The organism is Bradyrhizobium sp. WSM3983, assembly GCF_000473045.1.
GTDB lineage: Bacteria > Pseudomonadota > Alphaproteobacteria > Rhizobiales > Xanthobacteraceae > Bradyrhizobium.
In genome coordinates this window covers 362,196-383,079 of record NZ_AXAY01000004.1, presented here as the reverse complement: position 1 = coordinate 383,079, position 20,884 = coordinate 362,196, and the positions used below count along the sequence as shown (strand labels likewise).

Below are 20,884 nucleotides of genomic sequence, written 5' to 3'. Positions count from 1 at the left end.
TGAGAGTATCGGGGGCCGGATAGACAATGAAGCGACGCGAGTTCATGGCGCTCGTCGGTGCGCATCGGCTGTAGCATGGCCAGCGTCTGCGCCAGCCCAGCAACCGGGAAAGCCCTACCGGATTGCCTACATCCATCCGATCGCCCCGGTGGAGACCCTAAACGAGGCGACGAGCACTCTCGGTTATCGTTTCTTTTTTGAGGAGTTTCGGCGGCTTGGCTGCGTCGAGGATCAAACGTTGTGATCGATCGGTATTCCGGACTTGGCAAAAAATCAGGACAACTAAGCGAGTCCGGTCGCTTAGGGCGGAAAGCTCACATTTACGCCATTCTGGTGATGACGGCTTTCCTCGCCGCGTCTTCGGGGCAAGCGCAAGAGGAGGGCCATGTGGTAAATAACGTTCCCGATTACGTAGCGACAAGAGAGTACAGCGGACCGCCCACGCGGCAGGTGAATCTGCGCCATCATAGTGGATGGCTACGGGTTGATGGCGAACGAAGCAGCTATTTTGAGGGCCCGGGACGTCATGTCTGGTTCACGCGCGCGCTGGACGGCGACCGCTACGATCGGTTCGAAATCAAACAGGAGGTTGTCCCCGATTGGACGCGGCCGAAAAGTGTAAAGACTGGGAAACTGGAGACTTATCTCGGCGAGACCTGCACGATTTGGGATCTTGTTAGCCCCGCGGACCCCATCGGAGGAAGGAGTATGTCCCTCCGCGACTGCATCACGCACGACGGCATTCGGATGGCGCATGGCTGGGCGGCCGAAGACAGCGGAATCAGGCAGCCGCCTCAGTGGTGGCTAACGAGTTTGACACGCACGGCGGTCCCCGAGGACGAGACGTCGCCACCTGCGGAATTGTTTGATTGGAGGAACTTTACGGCTTTTGCCGCGCCAATGCCCTCGTTGGAAGCTGAAACTGAACCGGATTTCGTCGCGAGAATGGATGGCCGCTATGACTACTACGGTGCCGGCGTTAGGTACAGAAAGCGACATATTCCGTGGTTAAGAACGGACACGAAATTCGCCAATGGCGCTTGGATTATCGAAATCGTAAACGAACGAAACCATGCCGCGCTCCGGTTCCGCGCCACGGTGCAGGGCGCGTTCGAGAGCCTGTCGATCAGCGAACCTCAGATATGGTCGGAGGACTCGTGGAGCGTCGCCGGAAGTGTCGCTGAGCAAAAGGACGTCATCGTCAAACTCGGGACATTGCTGGGACAAGAGTGCAAGATCACGACGGACATGAGGAGCGAGCGCATACGCACCGAATGGCGCACGGCTGACGGCATTGTCCTGAAAGAAGAGGAAATTGGCGGTCGCGCGCCCAATGCCGAAGACTGGACCGTGGTCGAATTGCAGCGACGCCCAGTCGAGCTTTCCGAAGTCATGCCGCCGGCGGATATTTTCGAGCGGGCTCGATGGGGCCTGTCTCGCTAAAGCCTACCGCGTGATCTTGGCCTTCGCGACCCCCGCAAGGTCCGCATAGGATCGAGTCCGGACGCGCAACCATCGCTCAAAAATTTCCGCTGTGCCATGCTCATGGATGCCACTTAGCAACCAAAAAACCGCGCCATTTAGCGATCAAGGCCACATTTTATTCATCTGCGCGAGTGGTGCAAAACTCATAGGTTTCGCAGCGCTGGCTAATCTAACGCAATCTTCCTCGGAAACCCGCAAGTTCAAGATCTATCTCTCATCAGCGGCCGCCGAGCCCGTCCCGCCGGCGGCGCATTATCCTCATTCTTGGGATTTCCGCTTCTGGGCCCTTGCTGACTCGCAAAGGCGAATTGGCCCTGTCCGGTTTCAAAGGCAGAACGGAGGGCCTGCTTCGCGGACTGTCCGCTTCATGAGTGCACGCCCTGGTGTCCGGCCGTGTTGATGAAGCCGTGACGCCTCAGGCGTAAGCAACCCAGCCGCGGAAGGCGAAGCCGGTATAGAATAGCGTTGGATCGGAGAAGCCAGCCTCGCGGAAAATCGCTTCATCCTGGGCGGGGGCGAGAATCTCCAGGTGGTTGGTGACGGCGTCCCGCGCGGCAGCCGCCTTGTCGGGCTCGACGCCGGAGGCGGCCAGGAAGGCGGAGTATCGCGACAGCCATAGCGGACGCTCGTGGTCGCCATTGGGGGCGCTCAAATGGGCGACCACGAAGGGGGCGCGCGGCTTCAGGCGGCGCCGGACTTCCGAGGCGATGCGACGCCGTTCCGCGACGTCGACGAAATGCAGGGTCAACAGGCAGGTGGCGCCGTCGAACGGTCCGTCCGGCGCATCGTCAATGTAGCCCTGATGAAGACGCGCGCGGGGCGCGCACGATCCGAGGGTTTTCCTGGCGAGCCCCAGCATTGCCGCGGACGGGTCCACGCCATCGAAGCTCCAGCCCTGATGCGCTTCTGCAAACGCCTTCAGCTCCAGGCCGCCGCCCGCGCCGAGGACGAGCACCTGCGCGTTCTCGGGCGCCCGCTCGGCCAGGAGGATCGCGGCCATGGACAGCATGGCATTGTAGCCGGGAACGAAGCGGGGCGGGCCTTCCGTGTATTTCGCCACGGCTTGCGGATCGGAGAACATGGTTTGAATGTCGGTCATGATGTTGCCCTGCCGAAGGAAGCCAGTCACGCGTGATGCGCGTTGATGTCGCGGACATTGCGGGATCCCAGCCGCTTGCGCAGATCGCCGCCGAGCATCGCCAGCGTCACCTCGCCGAGACGCGACAGCAGCAGCGCCTCGGCATCGCGAAAGGCCTGATCGAGTGCGGCATTGACGGCCTGCTCGACCAGGCAGCCGGGCGCCTCGGTCCGGTTGCCGATGGCGAGCAACGAGGGACTTCCGAGCGCGGCGTAGACGTCGCGCAGCGTTACCTTCGACAGGTCGCAAGCCAGCGTCCAGCCGCCGCCGTGCCCCTTCTCGGAGCGGACGTAACCGAGCTCCCGCAGGCCCGCCATGATGCGCCGGATCACCACGGGATTGGTGTCCATCGCTTTCGCCAAAGTCTCGGATGTGAATGGGCCAGGCTGCGGCGCCATGTGCAGCAGGACGTGCAGCACGCCGGATAGTCGGGAATCTCGCCTCATGTAACTTTATATGTTTCATGAGTGCCGAGGTCAATTGATTTCGGCCCGTGCCGAAATATCAGATCGTCGATCTAGTTGTGCCGATCGCCCTCGGGGCGGCGATCAACAGCCGGTCACTGCTCCGCAGCGGCAGCCTTCTTCTCGATTGCCGCAACAGCCTGCTCCCCACCCCTCAGTCACACCCAGCGCCTCACCCGACGCCGTGAACCTGACGGCAGCGGTGCCCGGTCCCCTGGCACTCAGGTGGAAGCGGCCATTTGTGCGCTCACCTTGCGGACGATCTCTGGATCTCGCAGCAAGGTCGGAGATGCCATCAGATGATTGACCTCGGTCAGCAAACGATGCACGCGCGCATCCTGGGCGGCGACACGCATCAGGGCGCCGCTGAATTGCATGCGCTGCGCGAAGTCCGCAGGGCGCGCACCGCGGGTCTTTTCGTACATGAAATCGCTCTCTGCCAACGACCATGGTGCGGCCAGAACATTCTGGATGGCTTTGAAAAATGCGGATGCCAAACCCTCGAGGGGAGCGGTCGCGCCGACCTGCTCGTCGAGCAGCCGCCGGAGGACACCTATCTCCTGCGCGGCCACTGTCATCCCCTGTCCGAACGCTGGATTGAACCGGCAGATGACATCGCCGATCGGAAGGAGTCCATGTGGGAAGGCGGTCAGCGCCTCGAAGCGTCGACGCCGGCTGCTGGGAAAGGCAAAGCGGTGAATGACCCCGAGCGGGGTCGCCTCATTGAGCGCGCCGTAGATGGTCGAGGTGCGGAACGTCTTGGCAAAGGCGATAAACCCGGGCAGGTCTTCAGGCGGACCATCGCCGTGCATTCCGTTCAGGGTCACCTGCCAGCTCTCGTTCTCGCACGGGAAAACGAAACCGCCGCGACCGCTTGCTGCGGCTGGCCGATGAATGACGCCGCGCCAAGAGCGCGACGCATTCTCTGAAAGCCGGAATAGGCCCGTTCCGTAGGCAATGTCGACGCCGATGTCCATTTCATCCGGACGGGGAATACCGCAGGCATCGAGCGTCTCCAGCGTCATGTTGCCGCGCGAGGACGCATCGACAATGAGCTCCGCGGTGATCTCTCTGGCAGCGCCGGCCTGCTCATAAGTCAACCCGGTGACGCGCTGATCGGCGGAGAGTCGAAGCTTCGTGACCCGGCACTGCGGTTGCAGATCGATGTTGGCTTCCTTTGTAGTCATGGACCGCACGACGAACTCGAGCAGAGGCCTCGTCATGCACAAGGTATCAAATCCAAAATCCCGCTGTGGCCATGGATCGATCCCTGGCGTCTCGATCAGGATGTCGACGGCGGTCCTGGCCCGAACGGCGCCTGCAAGCTCGAGCTCGCGCTCCAGCTCGGGATACAAATTGAGGAGCTCCTGGAGCCCCGCCTTGAGCAGAACATGGGCCTGCCGGCAATGCGGCGTACCCACTCGCGGCTCGGCGCGATCGGGAAGCGCATCGCGTTCCAGCACTGTGACTTTTGCGAAATAGGACGACAGCAGTTTTGCCGTCGCGAGGCCGCCGATGCCTGCTCCAATGACAATGGCGTGCGTGCCCAACAAACTGGACATTGCAATCTCCATTAAAAATAAGCGGTGCGCCCGTGCCTTCGTGCGGCCGGACAAATGTCGACAATATGCTCTGAGGTTGATGCACCTTCCCAACAATGTCAATCGGGGCCGCGTCATCGGGAGACGAACTCGCCGCAGGGACGCCCCGACCGGCCTGTCCGTTTGGAAAGCACCGGCCGGCTATCCCTGGGTATGTCGAGCCGATAAGGTGCGTCTCAAAGCTTCGCGCGCCGCCCGGGTCCCATTTTCAAAGAAGGGATGTGTTCGATGACGATTGTTCTTGTTCACGGAAACCCCGAGACCGCGGCAATATGGGACGATCTCGTGCCACATCTTCGCAGTGGCGAGGTCGTTCGCTTGTCGCCTCCTGGGTTCGGCTCGCCGATTCCTGCGGGGTTCGCGTGCACCACCGACGGTTATCGGGACTGGCTGGCCGGGGAATTGACCAGACTTCCGCAACCTATCGATTTGATAGGCCACGATTGGGGCGGCGGCCATGTCGTGCGAATTGCGATGGAGCGTCCGGACCTGATCCGGTCGTGGAGCAGCGACATTCTGGGATGCTTCGATCGTGATTACGTCTGGCATGACCTCGCGCAGGTCTGGCAGACGGAGCAGGTTGGTGAACAGGCGCTTGCCGAGATGGCGAGCGTGTCTGGCGAATCGCGTATCGAGCGTTTCATGAGTCTCGGCATGACGCCGGCGATCGCGGCTCGCGTGGTCGCGGGGGCAAATGAGGGACTGGGCCGGGCCATCCTGACCCTGTACCGATCGGCCGCTCAGCCCGTCATGCGCGATCTTGGACGTGGATTGCACAATGCCGCTGCGAAGCCGGGCCTCGCCGTCATTGCTACCGAGGATGGATATTGTGGCGGGGAGAAGTTGGCGCGCCGGTCCGCCGAACGAGCGGGCGCAAAGGTCGCCATCTTGAATGCAGGTCACTGGTGGATGTGCCAGCAACCGAAACAGGCGGCAGACGCGATCAACGCGTTCGTGGTGAGCTTGAGTTGAATGCTGTTCTCGTTGAGGCAGTCATCCGGCGAACGGACCAAAAGTCGATGACGTCGCTTGATCCCGCATGCCGCGATGGTGACATCATGCTCCTGTTTTGCCCGACAGGTCAAGCGATTTTCGGTTTTTCGGAAATGGCGTGCTCGGATGACGAGCTCAGGCGCAATGACGATTGCTCCAATCTCGTTGCGCTTTAAGGCCTTGATTTCGCTATCCCTGCCTACTGTGCATGGGGTTGTTTTCGATATTTGTCTTAGAAGGCAGGCGTTCGCCCGCTACTTCATCACCCTCAGACCCTTGGTCGTGAACTTCTGCGTCTTGCCGCCGGGGCGCAGCGGACGCTTGGTGCCGGCGGCCTTGCCGGTGCCGGGGGGCTGGTGCGCAGGCACGAGCTGGTCCGGGCGCGAGCCGATCAGATCGGCGCGGCCCATCTCCTTCAGCGCTTCGCGCAGCACCGGCCAATTGTCGGGGTCGTGATAGCGCAGGAACGCCTTGTGCAGGCGGCGCTGGCGCAGGCCCTTGATCGCCTCGACCTTGTCGCTGCCGCCGCGGCGCACGCCGCGCAGCGGATTGACGCCGGTGTGGTACATCGCCGTGGCGGTGGCCATCGGCGAGGGCAGGAAGGTCTGAACCTGATCGGCGCGGTAGCGGTTCTTCTTGAGCCAGAGCGCGAGGTTCATCATGTCCTCGTCGGTCGTGCCCGGATGCGCCGCGATGAAGTATGGGATCAGATAGTATTTCTTGCCGGCCTGTTCGGCCGCTTCATCGAACATTCGCTTGAACTTGTCGTAGGCGCCGATGCCGGGCTTCATCATCTTGTCGAGCGGGCCGCGCTCGGTATGCTCAGGGGCGATCTTGAGGTAGCCGCCGACGTGATGGGTGACGAGCTCCTTGATGTATTCGGGGCTCTCGACCGCGAGGTCGTAGCGCACGCCCGAGGCGACCATCACCTTCTTGATGCCCTTGGTCTCGCGCACCTTGCGATAGAGCCTGATCAGATCGTCATGCGAGGTGTTGAGGTTCGGGCAGATCTCGGGGAAGACGCAGGACGGGCGGCGGCACGCGGCCTCGACCTTCGGGTCCTTGCACGCCATCCGGTACATGTTGGCGGTGGGGCCGCCGATGTCGGAGATCACGCCGGTGAAGCCCGGCGTCTTGTCGCGGATCTTTTCGATCTCGCGCAGGATCGATCCTTCCGAGCGGTTCTGGATGATGCGGCCTTCGTGCTCGGTGATCGAGCAGAAGGTGCAGCCGCCAAAGCAGCCGCGCATGATCGTCACCGAGAATTTGATCATATCCCAGGCCGGGATCTTCGCGTCGCCGTAGGACGGATGCGGCGCGCGGGCGTAGGGCAAATCGTAGACCGCGTCCATCTCATCCGACGTCAGCGGAATCGGCGGCGGGTTGAGCCAGAGATCGCGGTCGCCGTGCCGCTGCACCAGAGGCCGTGCGTTGCCGGGATTGCTCTCACGATGCAGCACGCGTGAGGCGCGCGCATAGGCTTCGCGGTCCTGCTCGACCTGCTCCAGCGCCGGCAGCCGGATCACGGTCGCGCCCTTCTGGCGCGTTGCGCCTTCGTCGGCGGAATCGAGATCGTCGGCGTGCAGCTCCGCATAGTCCTCCGGCACGCGGCGGAACAGCGCGACGCCCCTGATGTCGTTCAGTTCGCGCGGCGCTTCGCCGGCGGCGATGCGGTTGGCCACCTCGACGACGGCGCGCTCGGCGTTGCCGTAGAGCAGCAGGTCGGCCTTGGCGTCAGCCAGCACCGAGCGGCGCACCTTGTCGGACCAGTAATCGTAATGCGCGATCCGGCGCAGCGAGGCCTCGATGCCGCCGAGCACGATCGGTACATCCTTGAACGCCTCGCGGCAGCGCTGGGCGTAGACGACGGTGCAGCGGTCGGGCCGCTTGCCGCCCTCGCCACCGGCCGTATAGGCGTCGTCATGGCGCAGGCGGCGATCCGCGGTGTAGCGGTTCACCATGGAGTCCATGTTGCCGCCAGTGACGCCGAAGAACACTTTCGGCTTGCCCAGCACCTTGAATGGCTCGGCCGACTGCCAATCGGGCTGCGAGATGATGCCGACGCGGAAACCTTGCGCCTCCAACAGCCGGCCGATGATCGCCATGCCAAAACTCGGATGGTCGACATAGGCATCCCCCGTCACCAGCACGATGTCGCAGGCATCCCAGCCGAGCGCGTCCATCTCGGCGCGGCTCATCGGGAGGAACGGCGCCGGCTTGCGCGGGCGCGCCTGGGCCATCAGGGGCTTTTCGGCGGTGATGATCTGGGTGTCCATGGCGCACAGGCATAGGGCCCCGGGCTACCGAATACAACCGACGGACACGTGAAAGATTAAGGTTCCGCAGGCGGCAAACCGGGCGGGGCGGGCGTCGAGGCCGACAGCGCATCCCTGTCGAGTGAGGAACCATCTGCCTTCGCGAACATTTTGATGGGAGGGTTCGCGGCGATTCCGGCGCGCGCTTATATCCTGGATTTAGATTGCCTCGATATTCGCCTCGGGCGATGGGGGAGCTGTGAGTACCGTCATAGAGAATTTGCTGTCGCGGAAGCAGAAGCTTGTGGAACAGCTCGAGAAGGCGCAGTCGGTCGAGGACCGCGACAAGATCGAGCACCAGCTCGAACAGATCAACACCGCGCTGGATTTTCTGGACAGACCGGAATCGAGAGACGCGCGGTAGGACCGCTCAATCTACCTTCAGCGCTTTTGCGTAGACCAGGCCCGAGTTGGTGATGTGCGTCGTCATCGCCGCTTCGAAGGAGGCGTGCTCGCCGCGCGCGAACAGATCGAGCAGCTTGCGATGCTCGTCGAAGGAGGAGCGGGTGCGCACGTCGATCGGCGAGGTCAGATTGGTGCGGAGCGCGGCGACGCGGCCCGAGACGAGCTGGTAGGATTCGGCGAGATAGCGGTTGCCGCAATGCGCGAACAGGCCCTCGTGAAAGGCGGCGTCGGCGCGGCCATAGGCGATGTTGTCTTTGGCCTCGACCGCCGGCTCCATCGCCGCGATCGCCTCGCTCATCGTCGCGATCGCGCCGTCGCGGTCGTTGCTGAAGGCGAGCTCTGCGGCCTTGGGCTCGAGCGCGATGCGGAAAGTGCAGAGCGCGGTAATGTCCTCCGCGCTCGGCGTGAATACAAAACTGCCGACCTGCGGCCGGATCACCACGAGCCCTTGTGCTTGCAACTGGCCCATCGCCTCGCGCACCGGCGTGCGGCTGACGCCGAAGGAGTTTGCCACCATTTCCTCGGAGATCGCGGCACCGAGCGCAAACTCGCCGTCGATGATCGCCTGCCGCAGCCGCAGCATCACCCGTTGCGACAGCGATTTCGGCGCATCGAGCTTCAGCGAGCGCATGGATGCTCTCAGATCACCTTGCCGGGGTTGAGTAGATGATCGGGATCGAGCGCGGCCTTTAGTGTCCGCATCAGGGCGATCTCGGCCTCGCTGCGCGCATGTCCCAGCCATTTCTTCTTCAGCGTGCCGATGCCGTGCTCGGCGGAGACGCTGCCGCCCATGTCGCGCACCAGACCATAGATGATCGTGTCCATCTCCTCCTTGGGCTGCTGTTCGACGGGAAGGCCCGTGACCCAGGAGACGAGATGCAGATTGCCGTCGCCGATATGGCCGTAATAGACGCTCTCGCAGCCTTTGATGCCATCAGCGAGCGCCGCCTTGCAGCGCGTGGCGAACTCGTCCATCCGCGCCACAGCAAGGCCGATGTCGTAGGAGATGTGCGGACCCAGCACCTGGCCGAATTCGGCGCAGATGTCGCGCACGCGCCAGAAGGCTTGAGTCTGCGCCAGCGATTGCGCCACGGCGGCATCGGCCAATAGCCCGCGCTCCATCAGCTCTTCGAGCCAGGCCTGGAAACGTGGCGCATCGATGCTCTCGTCGGTGCCCTGCGCCTCGACCAGCACATAGAGACCTTGGCCGGCGGCGACCGGCGGCTTGACGCCGGCCCGCGTTGTGATCACGTCCCAATAGTCCGGCCACATCACTTCGAACGCCGACAGCAGCGGTCCGAGCCCGCTGCGTGCGGCATCGAGCAGCGCGATCACCGCGGCATAATCCTTCAGCGCGCAGAGCGCAGCCATGGTGGAGCGCGGTTTCGGAAACAGCTTCAGCACCACGCGGGTGATGATCCCAAGCGTGCCTTCCGAACCGATGAAGAGATGTTTCAGGTCGTAGCCGGCATTGTTCTTCATCAGCTTGTTGAGGCTGGTGATGACGGTGCCGTCCGGCAGCACCACTTCGAGACCGAGCACGAGCTCGCGGGTCATGCCGTAGCGGATCACGCGGTTGCCGCCGGCATTGGTGGAGAGATTGCCGCCGATCGCGCAGGAGCCACGCGAGCCGAGATCGAGCGGAAAGAAGAAGCCGGCCTCGTCGGCAGCCTTCTGGATCGCCTCGAGCGGCGTGCCCGATTTCACCGTCATCGTCATCGAGGCGCGATCGATCTCCTCGATGCCGGTCATGCGCTCCAGCGAGATCGCGACCCAGCCCGCTTCGGGCGCGGCGCCGCGGCAGAGCCCGGTCAAGCCGCCCTGCGGCACGAAGGGCAGGCGCGCCTGCCGGCAGGTCAGGATCGCATCGGCAACGCCCTGCGCATCGAGCGGCCGGATCACCGCAAGCGGCGTCTGCGGCAGGCTCGCGCTCCAGTCGTTGCAATTGCGCGCGGGCACGTCGCTGCCGGTCAGCACGGCCGCGGAGCCGAGCTTGTCGCGCAAGGCGGCGAGTAACGGCTCGGGATGTCCGAAGGAGGTCACCATGTTCATGCGAGACCTCCTCAAAATTTGGCTGCGCCTCATGCGCGCCGCGACGGCGGAAAGGATTTGCGTCTATCTTGTATGTAAGGTACAGGACAAAAAGTAAAGTAAAAACAAGGCTCGGTAAGCCCTCCAAGATCATTGGAGATCACGGGGAGCCGCAACAATGGGTGGTGCTATGACGGAGGCAATTCGCGGGTTCTGGGTGGCGTCGGCGACGCCGCTGGCGACGGACGGCAGCGTGGACTCCGCCAGGCTTGCCGCTCATGCCAAACAGCTCTTCGGCAAGGGCGTCGACGGCGTCGTGCTGTTCGGCACCACCGGCGAGGGCACCTCCTTCAATGTCGCTGAACGCGTCGCGACCATCGAAGCCGTGCTCAAGGCCGGCGTGCCGGCGGAGCGCATCGGCATTGGCGGCGGCTTCCCCGCCATCAGCGACGGCATCGCGCTGACGCGCGCCGTGCTCGGCCTTGGTCTGCGCCACGTCCTGTATCTGCCGCCTTACTTCGATCGCAGCGCCGCGCCTGAAGGCATCGAGGATGCGTTCGCGGCGATCTTCGACGGTGTCGCCGATGATCGTCTGCGCGCCTATCTCTATCACATCCCGCAGGTCTCCGGCGTTGCGATCCCGACAACGGTCGCAGCGAACCTTCGCAAGCGTTACGGCAAGGTGGTCGCGGGTCTGAAGGACTCCAGCGGCGACTTCAAGCAGTTCCAGGCATTCCGCGCTGCTGCTCCTGAGCTAGCCATCACTGTCGGTAACGAAACCGACATCGCGCGTGCGATCGCCGGCGGCGGCGCCGGCACCATCTGCGGCATGGCCAACATCACGCCGGAGCTGGTCAAGGCGATGATCGACGGCAAGGATGTCGAGGCACGCATGCAGGCCGCGGTTGATATCGTGGTGAAGTCTCCGTCCTTCCTGACGACGCTGAAGGCCATTCTCGCCGCGCAGACCGGCGACGCAGGCTGGTTGCGCGTGCGGCCGCCGCTGCGTGCGTTGACTGACGGCACCGCGCTCAAGGCGAAGCTGGACGAACTGACCAGCCCCGCGATCGCCTAAGCGCGCGTTTCATTCGCGGTGAACCTCCGCGTGCGCGCCGACATGGCGCGGGCCGCAACCAGCGCCGCCGCGAAGCCTGCCGCCGCGCCCACGCCGAGCGCCCAGCGCGGGCCCAGATTGTCCGCCACCCATCCGACGATCGGTGCGCCGATCGGTGTGCCGCCCAGCGCGACGCCGAGGCGCAACGCCATCACGCGTCCCCTCATTCGCGGCTCGGTGGAGAGCTGCATCATGGCGTTCGAGGTATTCGTGACCGTCAGCGCCGCGACTCCGATCAGGACCAGGCTGCCGGCGAACAGCCAGTAGCTGGGCGCGAGCGCGGCCAGAGTGCATCCCGCGCCAAAAGCAGCCGCGCCCAGCAGCAACGAGACGAACCGCGGCCGCGCGCGCCCTGCAGCCAGCAGCGCGCCTGAGATCGTGCCGATCGCCATCGTCGATGACAAAAGGCCGAAGCCGCGCGCATCGGTGTGGAAGACGCTGACCGCCATGGTCGAGATGAAGATCGGAAAATTCAGTCCGAACGTGCCGATCAGGAACAGCATGATCATGATCGCCCTGAGATCGCTGCGTGACCACACGTAGCGAAAGCCCTCCGTCATGCCGCCCTTGGTCCGGTGGGCCCGTGCGTTCGGGCGAAGCTCGGAGGTGCGGAGCATAGCGAGCGAGCCGAGCACCGCCATAAAGGATGCGGCGTTGAGCAGGAAGGCCCACCCGGTGCCGATCGAAGCGATGACAATCCCTGCCACCGCGGGCCCGACCATCCGTGCGGCATTGAAGGACGTCGAGTTCAGCGCGATCGCATTGGAGAGCTCGCCGTCGCCGACGAGCTCGGCCACGAACGTCTGGCGCACCGGGGCGTCGAAGGCCGCGGCACAGCCGAACAGGAAGGCAAACGCGTAAACATGCCAGAGCTGCACCAGGCCGGTGACCGTGAGAAGGCCGAGAACGAGCGCCAGCACGCCCATCGTCGCCTGAGTCGCGACCAGAAGCCGTCGCTGGTCGAAATGATCGGCGGCAAAACCCGTCCACGGCATCAGCAGAAGCTGCGGCCCGAACTGGAGCGCCATCACCACGCCGACGGTCGACGCATTGTGTCGTGTGAGCTCGGTGAGAACGAGCCAGTCCTGCGCGGCGCGCTGCATCCATGTCCCGGTGTTGGACACCAGCGCGCCCGCTGCCCAGACGCGGTAATTGTAGTTCCGCAGTGAGCGAAACGTACCCGCGCCCGCCATGCTCACGACCCTGTCGGCGTGTTGCCGCCGTGGAACTGGCCGAACCGCCGCGCGCAAAACAGGCTCAGCAGCAGAGCGCCGAGCCCGAGAGCTGCGACGTCACCTATGTCCAGCAGTGAAAACTCTCCGACACGGCAGACGAGGAGATATCCGACCACGAGGTTGAAGAAGCCCCAGAGCACGTTGACCGTCGACGAGGATAGCCCTTCTCCTCTCGGTTTTGCGAACGGGCTCTGGAACGGTTCGCCGCGCAGGCCGCTGACGAGATGCGGAATGGTGTTCGCGAGACACGCGCCACCGAAGAAATAGGATACGAAATGAAGCCAGCTCATGCCTGCGCGCTCCGTGTTGCCAGGTGATCGATGATCGCCTGCGTCGAGCCACTCTCGCCAAGCCGCGGAAAGACGTTTGCGATGCTGTAGTCGTGGGCCTCCGAACGCGAATCGGTCATGGCGTCGGTGGCAAGGGCGACATTGAAGCCCGCCTCGTAAGCCTGCCGCGCGGTGGACTCGACGCCGGTGCCGGTGGCGACGCCGGCGATGACGACCTGCGTGACGCCGCGCTGCCGCAGCTGGCTCTCGAGATCGGTGCTCGCGAATGCGCCCCATGTCCGCTTGGTCACGGCGATATCGTCGGGCTGTCGATCCAGTTCGGGAATGAGGTCGGTCCATCCGTTGGGGAACGGACCGTCAGGGCGCGCCCGCTCAGTGCGGCCCGGCGCGCCGCCAGCGACATTGACCAGCACGACCGGCAGGCGATGCCGCCGAAACGCCGCGGCAAGCGCGCCGGCGCGCGCCACGACGTCTCCAATGGAATGGACCGAGGGGAGATCGACGATGCCGCGCTGCAGGTCGACGATGATGAGCGCAGTGATCGGGTCGAGCATCGTAAGAGCCATGATCATGTCCTTCCGGCAGCGCGGCGGGGCCGCGTCAATCGTCGACGAGCCGTTTGAGCAGAGAGACGGCGGCGGCCAGTTCGTCCTGCTCCCGCGCTGACAGCCGTGCCGAAATGGTGCGCGAGAGCCAGTCCTGCCGGGCGGCGCGACCGACCCGGATCCAGTCGCGGCACGCTTTCGTCAGCGACAGAATGGTCTGACGTCCGTCCTCCGGATCGGGGGCGCCACTGACCAGGCCTGCGGCCAGAAGCGCGGCGACCGCCGTGCTCATCGATTGCGGGCGCATCTTTTCCGATCGCGCCAGACTCGACACCGTGGCGGGGCCATCCTTTTCCAGGCGGAGCAGGATGGACACCTGAGACGGGGTCAAATCCTCCGGACCCGCCTGCTCGCGCAGCCGGCGCTTGAGCTTTCCGACCAGCGAACGGAGGTCTTCTGCGAGCGCGCCGGCGCGCGCGGACGGGCGTTGGTCCGATGAATTGATCATGGCTGAGTGAATAGCACATCTGAAGGTAACCTGCAAAGAATAACTGTACAGTTAATCTGATGTGAGCGGAAATCCCGACCGCGGCGATGGCGGCGGGCGAGCTTGCGCGAGCGCGGAGCTCTCGTGCGACATGGCGTCGCGTCGATGACCTCATCAGCATCGACAATGGAGCGGGTGCGCTCATTTCGTGCGCGTTCCAATCGCGCTGTTCCGGTTCTTGCTGGCGAAAAGGTCACAACATCGGGCGCCGCATGATCGCGCGATCGTTCCCGTTCTTAGAACGATTCAACACTAGAGCGATTCAAGTCGCCGCCATGTTCTCTTCATTCGCAGCGGCTGGTAGATGCGCCAACTTCAATGCTGTGACTTGGAAGTGAATCGAAAGTGCGTGCCCTTATGGATGGCCATCGCGTCAGTGGCCATCGAAATCGCGCCGGCAAGAGCCGCGCTAGCCTTCTCATCGGAGCGGCCGTCATGCTCGCCGAATGTCCCCTCAACACCACTGCGCAGGCGCAAACGGCGCTGCCCCCGGTGAATGTGGATGCGCCGGCGCCGCGGCCAAAACCGGCGCGTGCTTCGGAGCAGTCGCAACGACGTACACAGACGGCCGCGCGCCGTAACTCGAATGCAGTTCCACCCGTAGCACCGACGCCGTCCGAACGTGCTGCGGCGGACGCCGCCGCACAACAAGCCGCAAAGCTCGGCTATCGCGCGATGCCGAGTGCTAGCACGCTGCGCTCGGGCGCATCGCCGCTCGACACCTCGCAATCCGTCAACGTCGTGCCCGCACAGGTCCTCAAGGACCAGCTGCCGCGCAACATCGACGATGCGCTTGTCAACATCAGCGGCATCACCCAGACCAATACGCTCGCGGGAACCCAGGACGCGGTGATCCGACGCGGCTTCGGCGACAATCGCGACGGTTCGATCATGCGCAACGGCATGCCGCTGGTGCAGGGCCGCAGCCTGAACGCCGCGGTCGACAGCGTCGAGGTGCTGAAGGGACCCGCCTCGCTGCTCTACGGCATCATGGATCCCGGCGGCATCGTGAACACCATCAGCAAGCGCCCGGAGCTCTATCAGCATGGCTCGGCCACGCTGCTCGGCTCGATCTACGCGAACAATCGCAACGGTGCCGACGGCACCCTCGACGTTACCGGTCCGATCGGCGACGGCGGTCTCGCCTATCGCTTCATCGGCTATGGTGTCAGCGAGGATTATTGGCGCAATTTCGGGCGCCATCGGGAAATGCTCGTGAACCCGTCGCTCGCCTGGTACGGCGAGACCACGACGGTCCAGCTCACCTATGAGCACCGCGAATTCATCTCTCCGTTCGACCGCGGCACGGCCTTCGTCAACGGCGCCCAGCTGGCGATCCCGGCGACGCGCCGGCTTGATGAACCCTTCAACAACATGTGGGGCACGTCCGACCTGGTGCAGGGCTCGGTCGAGCAGAAGCTCGACGACAATTGGAAGGTCACCGCGGCCTATAGCTACAACACCGAGACTTTCAGCGCCAACCAGCTCCGCATCACCAAAGTCGACGCCACGACCGGCGTCGAAACCCGCAGCAACGACGGCACCCGGAACTCGTTGAGCAACGTCAGCTACGGCACCTCCTATCTGCAAGGTGACGTCTGGGTCGGCGGCTTCCGCAACGAGATCCTGTTCGGCGGCGAGGCGATGTATCGCACGATCGATCGCCACGATTTGATCCGCCAGGCCACGCCGAGCTTCAATTTCTATAATCCGGTCTATGGACTGGTCACACCGGGTACGACCGTTTCGGCAACCGACAGTGAGCAGACCGACAAGCTCGGCACCCGCGGCTTCTTCGCCCAGGATACGTTCCATCTGACCAACTGGCTGTCCGTGGTGGGCGGCGTGCGCTGGATGGAATACGAGCAGCTTGCCGGAAAGGGCCGGCCTCTGTTCATCACCAACACCAGTCTGGCAGGCGACAAGGTGCTGCCGCTTGGTGGCGTCATCGTCAAGCTGAGCGATCAGCTCTCATATTACGTGAGCTATACGCAGTCGCTGAAGCCAACATCGGTTATCGCAGCGTTCACAACCGGCTTCGTCGTCGACTCCACCATCGCGCCTGAAGAGGGAACGCAGTGGGAGACCGGCCTGAAGTTCGACGTCAACAAGCGGCTGTCGGGCACCCTGGCGGTCTACGACATCCAGAAGAAGAACGTGCTGGTGTTGGATGACATCGGCGGCGGCAAGTCGGCGGCGCGCGCCTCGGGCGCGGCCCGGTCGCGCGGTGTCGAACTGGATGTCACCGGCAGGCTGACCGACGAATGGAGCATGATCGGAAGTTATGGCTATACCGATGCGCGCCTGATCGACGATCCCGTTGTTGGCAATGCAAAATTGTTCAACGCCGCGATGAACACGGCTTCGCTCTATCTCGTCTATGATTTCGGTGACCGGCTGCCCGGACGCTTGCGCGTCGGCGGCGGCGCACACTATGTCGGTGACAGGCCCGGTGACTCCGCCAACACGTTTTTCATGCCGGCCTATACTGTCGCGGACATCTTTGCGACCTACGACACCAAGGTCGACAAGGTGCCTGTGACCTATCAGTTCAACGTCAAGAATCTGTTCGACAAGGTCTACTATACCTCCAGCACTGGAAACGCCCTGAACGTCGCGTTGGGCGATCGCCGCCGCATCTCGTTGTCGGCAACGGTGAAGTTCTAGCGATGGGGGTGCGGCGCAGAGACGATGATGGCTCGGTCATTCCGACCGGGAGGGCCTGCGCCGATGCATAGGCTCTGGCACAAGATCAAGGCGGCGCTGCATCAAGTCCATTCCATTGCGGGTCTCGTGCTCGCGCTGCTGTTCTCCCTGATCGCGCTGACCGGCGCGATCATGAGTTTTGAGGACGAGATCGTAGACTATCTGAATGCCGGCATCATGCAGGTTGCGCCACGGACGATGCCGGCGCTGTTGCCGGATGAACTCGTCGCGCGCCTGAAGGCTGTGCCGGATGTTGGCAAGGTTGCGGCCATCATGCTGTCGAGCGATCCGTCCGGGGCAGTGCATGTCCGCTTCGCCCGCGACGAGCAGGGCGCGCGTCCGTCCTCGCTCTATGTCGATCCCTATGACGGGAGCGTGCTCGGCGTGCCGCGCGGCGAGGACTTCTTTGCGACGGTGCGCAGACTGCATCGCTGGCTACTCATTCCCGGCGATGCCAAGGGCTGGGGACGTCAGATCACCGGTGTGGCCGCGCTGGGTCTGCTCGTGATGCTGGTCTCGGGCCTCGTGCTGCGCTGGCCACGTCGCGCAAGCAGCGTGAAGATGTGGCTGAAGCCGAATCTCGGGCTCAGCGGCCGCGGCTTGCACCGCTCGCTGCACGCTGTCATCGGCACCTGGGTTCTGCCGGTCTACCTCGTGATGACCCTGACCGGACTGTGGTATTCGTTCGACTGGTACAAGGACGGCGCCGTCTGGTTGCTGTCGCGTCCACACGTGGCGGCAGCGAAGATGCAGCCGAAGCAGCCGCGTCCACCCGGTCGTCCCGAACCGGCGCAGCCGGTCGGGTTCGATCGCGCGTGGTCGGCCCTCCAGCATGAGGAGGGCGGCGGTTTTGCCAGGGCTCAGCTAACGCTTCCCGCCGGCTCGGGCACGGTGATGCGGATCCGGTCGTGGCCGAAGGACTCCACGCTCGATAGCATGCGCGATGAGTTCCGCATCGATGCCGTCACCGGCCAGGTGGTCTCTGCGGAGCGCTATGCCGATAAGACCCTTGGGGAGAAGGTCATTGCTAGCGTGCTCGACATCCACCGCGGCGCGGTCCTGGGTTGGCCCGGCAAGCTCGCCTTCATGATCGCCGCGGCGCTGATGCCGTTGTTTGCGATCACTGGCGTGCTCTTGTATCTGTCGCGCCGCAAGCTGCGGCGCCCGGCGCAGCCGCCGGTCGGGCGGCTCGTTCCTGGCGAGTGATCGCGAAGCGCCCGGCTGACGGGTCACCGGTCGCGCGATAGTCGATCGCACAGGTCGCCACCGAGGTTACGCCGCGCGGTGAAGAAGAAATGCTTGTCCAAGGCTTCGCGAAATGGTTCGATCCGAGTCCTGCACGCTTAAGTCGTGGTGACCCAATGGCGCGATCCGAACGAGACGAACTTGAAGAGTCAGCACTGCCGGCCGTGCTCGTCAGACGCAGCGATTTGCCTGTGCCGCTTGCTCATCCGGCGCGAAGTTTCTTTGGCGGACTTCCCAGGCTTCCACCGCAGCTCGACTGGCCTGTGGCGGAAGTCACGGCGAACGTGACGCCAGAGATCGTCGCTCTCACCTTCGTTGCCCAGATCGACTTGGCGGAAGTGCCCGGGTCCGGGTGGTCGCCGCTTCCGAAGCAAGGCACGCTCTATTTCTTCTGCAGCTCGGTGTTTGTCGGTGAAGGGCATCCACCTTGCCGCGTCCTCTATAGTCCGACCGACGGCGGCGCCTATCCGGACTGTGCGCCACCGCCAAATCTCATGCCGCTGGCTGGTGCCGACGGAGACGCCCAGGTCAAGTGGCTCGATCCGGCGCTCGATTTTTATGCCAAGGTCGAGTTCAAGTACCCGCTTTCGTTCCAGCTGTTCCGCGACTTCTACTTCCATGAGGATGCCGTTGGAGGCGAGCTCATGATCGAGGAATTGTGCAAGGTGTTAGGCCCGGGTGAGCCGGAGAAAAGGGACCTGCTTCAGTTCCGACGAGCGGCCGAATACGAGAGAGACGAGCATTGGCCCTTCAACTGGCTGCTGATTAATTATGTGGTTCGGTCGGTATTGTCGCACGTCGTCAGCGATCTGAAGCTAGGGTACTACGGCAAGCCGCTTTCCGACGAAGTAGTCGCCGAACTGAAGCGGGTTCGCGCTGGAGCAATCGGATGGCTTGAACGCAGTCGGACGCTAACTCCAATGGACGACGTCGATGCGGACACAAAGACAGCCTTTAGGTCCTGGTGGCTCGATGTCGTGCATGTCTATGAGAGAATACATGGGCAGGTACGCACATACGCGGGGGAATTTGCGGCAGACCTGGGCAATGCCATCAACCACACGATCCGTTGCATGGCGACCCAGGATGACGATGCTTGCGATGATGCCCCTCTCGACTTTGTTGCGAATCTCGAGCGGCAGAACCATTGGAAGACCCCGACCGTGAAAGAAGGGAAGTACCGTCATTTCAGAACGGCGCTTCATCAGATGCTGGGATATGGCAGCGGCCCCCAAGGTGCGACCGAGGAGCATCTGGAGGACATGTTGTTGCTCCAGGTGCAGGGCGACCTCGCATTCTTCGATTGGAACTCCAACATCGGGTGTGTGCTTCATTTCTGGATCGACCGGGATGCGCTCTCGCAACTCGACTTTTCGCGCGTCGTCGCCACATATGAATGCGACTAGTGCGATGACTGCCTGCACGGTGAACTGGCGATAGCCCTGTTCGCTGGTACGACTAGCCAACATCGCGACGATAGTTCAAAAAGCTTCTGGCCCTGTTCCCAAGGTTCACGCCATGAAGCTTTCGACTGTCACCCCCGCCGATATCCGCCGCGCGCTGCTGCTGCGCGAGGAGATAGCGCTGCTCGATTTGAGGCACGAGGCCGCCTTCGCCACCGGCCATCCGCTGTTCGCAGCCAACTTGGCCGTGGACCGGATCGCGATCGAGGCCGCGGTGAGGCTGCCGCGCAAGGATGTGCCGGTCGTGCTGTTCGATGATGGTGAGGGGCTGGTCGCGGTAGGAGCCGAACGCCTCGCGGCACTCGGCTACAGCAATGTCCGTGCGCTCGATGGCGGGCTGAAGGCCTGGCGCGCGGCGGGCTACGAGGTGTTCGAGGACGTCAACTCCTACTCCAAGGCGTTTGGCGAGCTGGTCGAGGCACGTCGCCACACGCCATCGTTCAGTGCCGACGAAGTGGCAAAACTGATCGCGGACAAGGCCAACATCGCCATTCTCGACGTTCGCCGCTTCGACGAATATGCGACCATGAATATTCCGGGCTCGGTCAGCGTGCCCGGTGCGGAACTGGTGCTGCGGGCCGGCCAGGCCGCGCCCGATCCCGACACCACCATCATCGTCAATTGTGCCGGCCGCACCCGCTCCATCATCGGCACTCAGTCGCTCATCAATGCCGGCGTGCCCAACAAGGTGCGGGCGCTGCGCAACGGCACGATCGGCTGGACGCTGGCGCGGCATACGCTTGCTCATGGCGCCGACCGGCGTGGCGCGATCGGGTCGTTCGAGGGCGGCCCGGCCAATGCCCGCGACGTCGCCTATCGCGCTGGCGTCCGCCATATCGGCGCGAACGAGATGTCGGCGCTGGTCGCGCAGACCAGCCGCACGCTCTATCGCTTCGACGTGCGCGACGTGGAGGAATATGCGGCCGGTCATCTGTCGGGTTTCCGCAACTATCCCGGGGGCCAGCTCGTGCAGGAGACCGACATGGCGGCGCCGGTGCGCGGCGCGCGCATCCTCCTGACCGACGACAAGGGCGTCCGCGCCGACATGACGGCGTCCTGGCTCGCGCAGATGGGCTGGGAGGTCTATGTGCTCGACGGCGGCTATGCCGGCCCGCTCGAGGTCGGCCCGTCGCTGGTCCTGCCAAAGCCCGACCCCGCGCATCGCTACCGTCGCCCCTATGAGGGAACCGACATCGCCGAGCGAACGATGCAGGACTATCTCGACTGGGAATACGGCCTCGTCGACCAGCTCCGCCGCGACGGCACGCACGGGTTTTATGTGATCTGAGAGCGGTGGCGTTGATCCA

The 20,884-nt window shown here is 63.6% G+C and carries 18 protein-coding genes; 8 read left to right on the top strand and 10 right to left on the bottom strand.

Annotation, left to right across the window (positions count from 1 at the left end):
* Nucleotides 1-240: 240 nt before the first annotated feature.
* Nucleotides 241-1,443: a hypothetical protein gene (locus tag YUA_RS0109150; protein WP_156947085.1), complete on the top strand. Its 1,203-nt coding sequence runs from the start codon at nt 241-243 to the stop codon at nt 1,441-1,443.
* A 457-nt stretch (nt 1,444-1,900) separates the two neighbouring features.
* On the opposite strand, the gene YUA_RS0109145 is transcribed toward YUA_RS0109150, so the two are convergent.
* From YUA_RS0109145 to YUA_RS0109135, 3 genes are all read right to left on the bottom strand, one after another.
* On the bottom strand, nt 1,901-2,584 hold the full coding sequence (locus tag YUA_RS0109145; protein ID WP_027530411.1) for a class I SAM-dependent methyltransferase: 684 nt from the start codon (nt 2,582-2,584) through the stop codon (nt 1,901-1,903).
* 26 nt (nt 2,585-2,610) lie between these two features.
* Nucleotides 2,611-3,069, bottom strand: a complete 459-nt coding sequence (locus YUA_RS0109140) for an Rrf2 family transcriptional regulator (protein ID WP_027530410.1) — start codon at nt 3,067-3,069, stop codon at nt 2,611-2,613.
* Nucleotides 3,070-3,308: 239 nt separating this feature from the next.
* On the bottom strand, nt 3,309-4,703 hold the full coding sequence (locus YUA_RS0109135; protein WP_198029388.1) for an NAD(P)/FAD-dependent oxidoreductase: 1,395 nt from the start codon (nt 4,701-4,703) through the stop codon (nt 3,309-3,311).
* A 213-nt stretch (nt 4,704-4,916) separates the two neighbouring features.
* Between YUA_RS0109135 and YUA_RS0109130 the strand changes: the two genes are divergently transcribed.
* On the top strand, nt 4,917-5,660 hold the full coding sequence (locus YUA_RS0109130) for an alpha/beta fold hydrolase (RefSeq protein ID WP_027530408.1): 744 nt from the start codon (nt 4,917-4,919) through the stop codon (nt 5,658-5,660).
* Between the two features lie 275 nt (nt 5,661-5,935).
* Here YUA_RS0109130 and YUA_RS0109120 read toward each other — a convergent pair whose 3' ends face one another.
* Nucleotides 5,936-7,957 (bottom strand): YgiQ family radical SAM protein, encoded by a 2,022-nt coding sequence (locus YUA_RS0109120; protein WP_027530407.1) that lies wholly within the window; start codon nt 7,955-7,957, stop codon nt 5,936-5,938.
* A 238-nt stretch (nt 7,958-8,195) separates the two neighbouring features.
* On the opposite strand from YUA_RS0109120, the gene YUA_RS50920 reads away from it, so the two are divergent.
* The gene (locus tag YUA_RS50920) at nt 8,196-8,360 is read left to right on the top strand and encodes a hypothetical protein (RefSeq protein WP_198029387.1); all 165 of its coding nucleotides are present in this window, start codon (nt 8,196-8,198) and stop codon (nt 8,358-8,360) included.
* Nucleotides 8,361-8,366: 6 nt separating this feature from the next.
* Here the strand turns inward: YUA_RS50920 and YUA_RS0109110 are convergent, their stop codons facing one another.
* Both YUA_RS0109110 and YUA_RS0109105 read right to left on the bottom strand, forming a co-directional pair.
* The gene (locus YUA_RS0109110; RefSeq protein ID WP_027530406.1) at nt 8,367-9,032 is read right to left on the bottom strand and encodes a GntR family transcriptional regulator; all 666 of its coding nucleotides are present in this window, start codon (nt 9,030-9,032) and stop codon (nt 8,367-8,369) included.
* Nucleotides 9,033-9,040: 8 nt separating this feature from the next.
* Nucleotides 9,041-10,453, bottom strand: a complete 1,413-nt coding sequence (locus YUA_RS0109105; RefSeq protein WP_027530405.1) for an FAD-binding oxidoreductase — start codon at nt 10,451-10,453, stop codon at nt 9,041-9,043.
* Nucleotides 10,454-10,622: 169 nt separating this feature from the next.
* Between YUA_RS0109105 and YUA_RS0109100 the strand changes: the two genes are divergently transcribed.
* Nucleotides 10,623-11,507 carry a dihydrodipicolinate synthase family protein gene (locus YUA_RS0109100; protein ID WP_027530404.1) on the top strand — a complete coding sequence of 295 codons (885 nt, stop codon included), beginning with the start codon at nt 10,623-10,625 and terminating at the stop codon, nt 11,505-11,507.
* Here YUA_RS0109100 and YUA_RS43715 read toward each other — a convergent pair.
* The 4 genes from YUA_RS43715 to YUA_RS0109080 are packed head-to-tail and all read right to left on the bottom strand — an operon-like array spanning nt 11,504 to nt 14,124.
* The gene (locus tag YUA_RS43715) at nt 11,504-12,739 is read right to left on the bottom strand and encodes an MFS transporter (RefSeq protein ID WP_035970690.1); all 1,236 of its coding nucleotides are present in this window, start codon (nt 12,737-12,739) and stop codon (nt 11,504-11,506) included. The genes YUA_RS0109100 and YUA_RS43715 overlap by 4 nt on opposite strands.
* A gap of 2 nt (nt 12,740-12,741) precedes the next feature.
* Nucleotides 12,742-13,071, bottom strand: a complete 330-nt coding sequence (locus tag YUA_RS0109090) for a hypothetical protein (protein ID WP_027530403.1) — start codon at nt 13,069-13,071, stop codon at nt 12,742-12,744.
* Nucleotides 13,068-13,637, bottom strand: coding sequence for an isochorismatase family protein (locus YUA_RS0109085; RefSeq protein WP_027530402.1), 570 nt, complete (start codon nt 13,635-13,637; stop codon nt 13,068-13,070). The genes YUA_RS0109090 and YUA_RS0109085 overlap by 4 nt, the downstream gene beginning before the upstream one ends.
* A gap of 34 nt (nt 13,638-13,671) precedes the next feature.
* Complete coding sequence (locus tag YUA_RS0109080; protein WP_027530401.1) at nt 13,672-14,124, bottom strand: MarR family winged helix-turn-helix transcriptional regulator; 453 nt, start codon at nt 14,122-14,124, stop codon at nt 13,672-13,674.
* Nucleotides 14,125-14,598: 474 nt separating this feature from the next.
* On the opposite strand from YUA_RS0109080, the gene YUA_RS0109075 reads away from it, so the two are divergent.
* The 4 genes from YUA_RS0109075 (at nt 14,599) to YUA_RS0109060 (ending at nt 20,865) form a co-directional block, all read left to right on the top strand.
* A complete protein-coding gene (locus tag YUA_RS0109075) occupies nt 14,599-16,830 on the top strand; it encodes a TonB-dependent siderophore receptor (protein WP_245285127.1) in 2,232 nt (743 codons plus the stop codon).
* Between the two features lie 63 nt (nt 16,831-16,893).
* Entirely contained in the window at nt 16,894-18,075 is a 1,182-nt protein-coding gene (locus YUA_RS0109070) for a PepSY domain-containing protein (RefSeq protein ID WP_027530399.1), read from the top strand.
* Between the two features lie 155 nt (nt 18,076-18,230).
* Complete coding sequence (locus tag YUA_RS0109065) at nt 18,231-19,520, top strand: DUF1963 domain-containing protein (RefSeq protein WP_027530398.1); 1,290 nt, start codon at nt 18,231-18,233, stop codon at nt 19,518-19,520.
* A 112-nt stretch (nt 19,521-19,632) separates the two neighbouring features.
* Nucleotides 19,633-20,865 (top strand): rhodanese-like domain-containing protein, encoded by a 1,233-nt coding sequence (locus YUA_RS0109060; RefSeq protein ID WP_027530397.1) that lies wholly within the window; start codon nt 19,633-19,635, stop codon nt 20,863-20,865.
* Nucleotides 20,866-20,884: the final 19 nt, after the last annotated feature.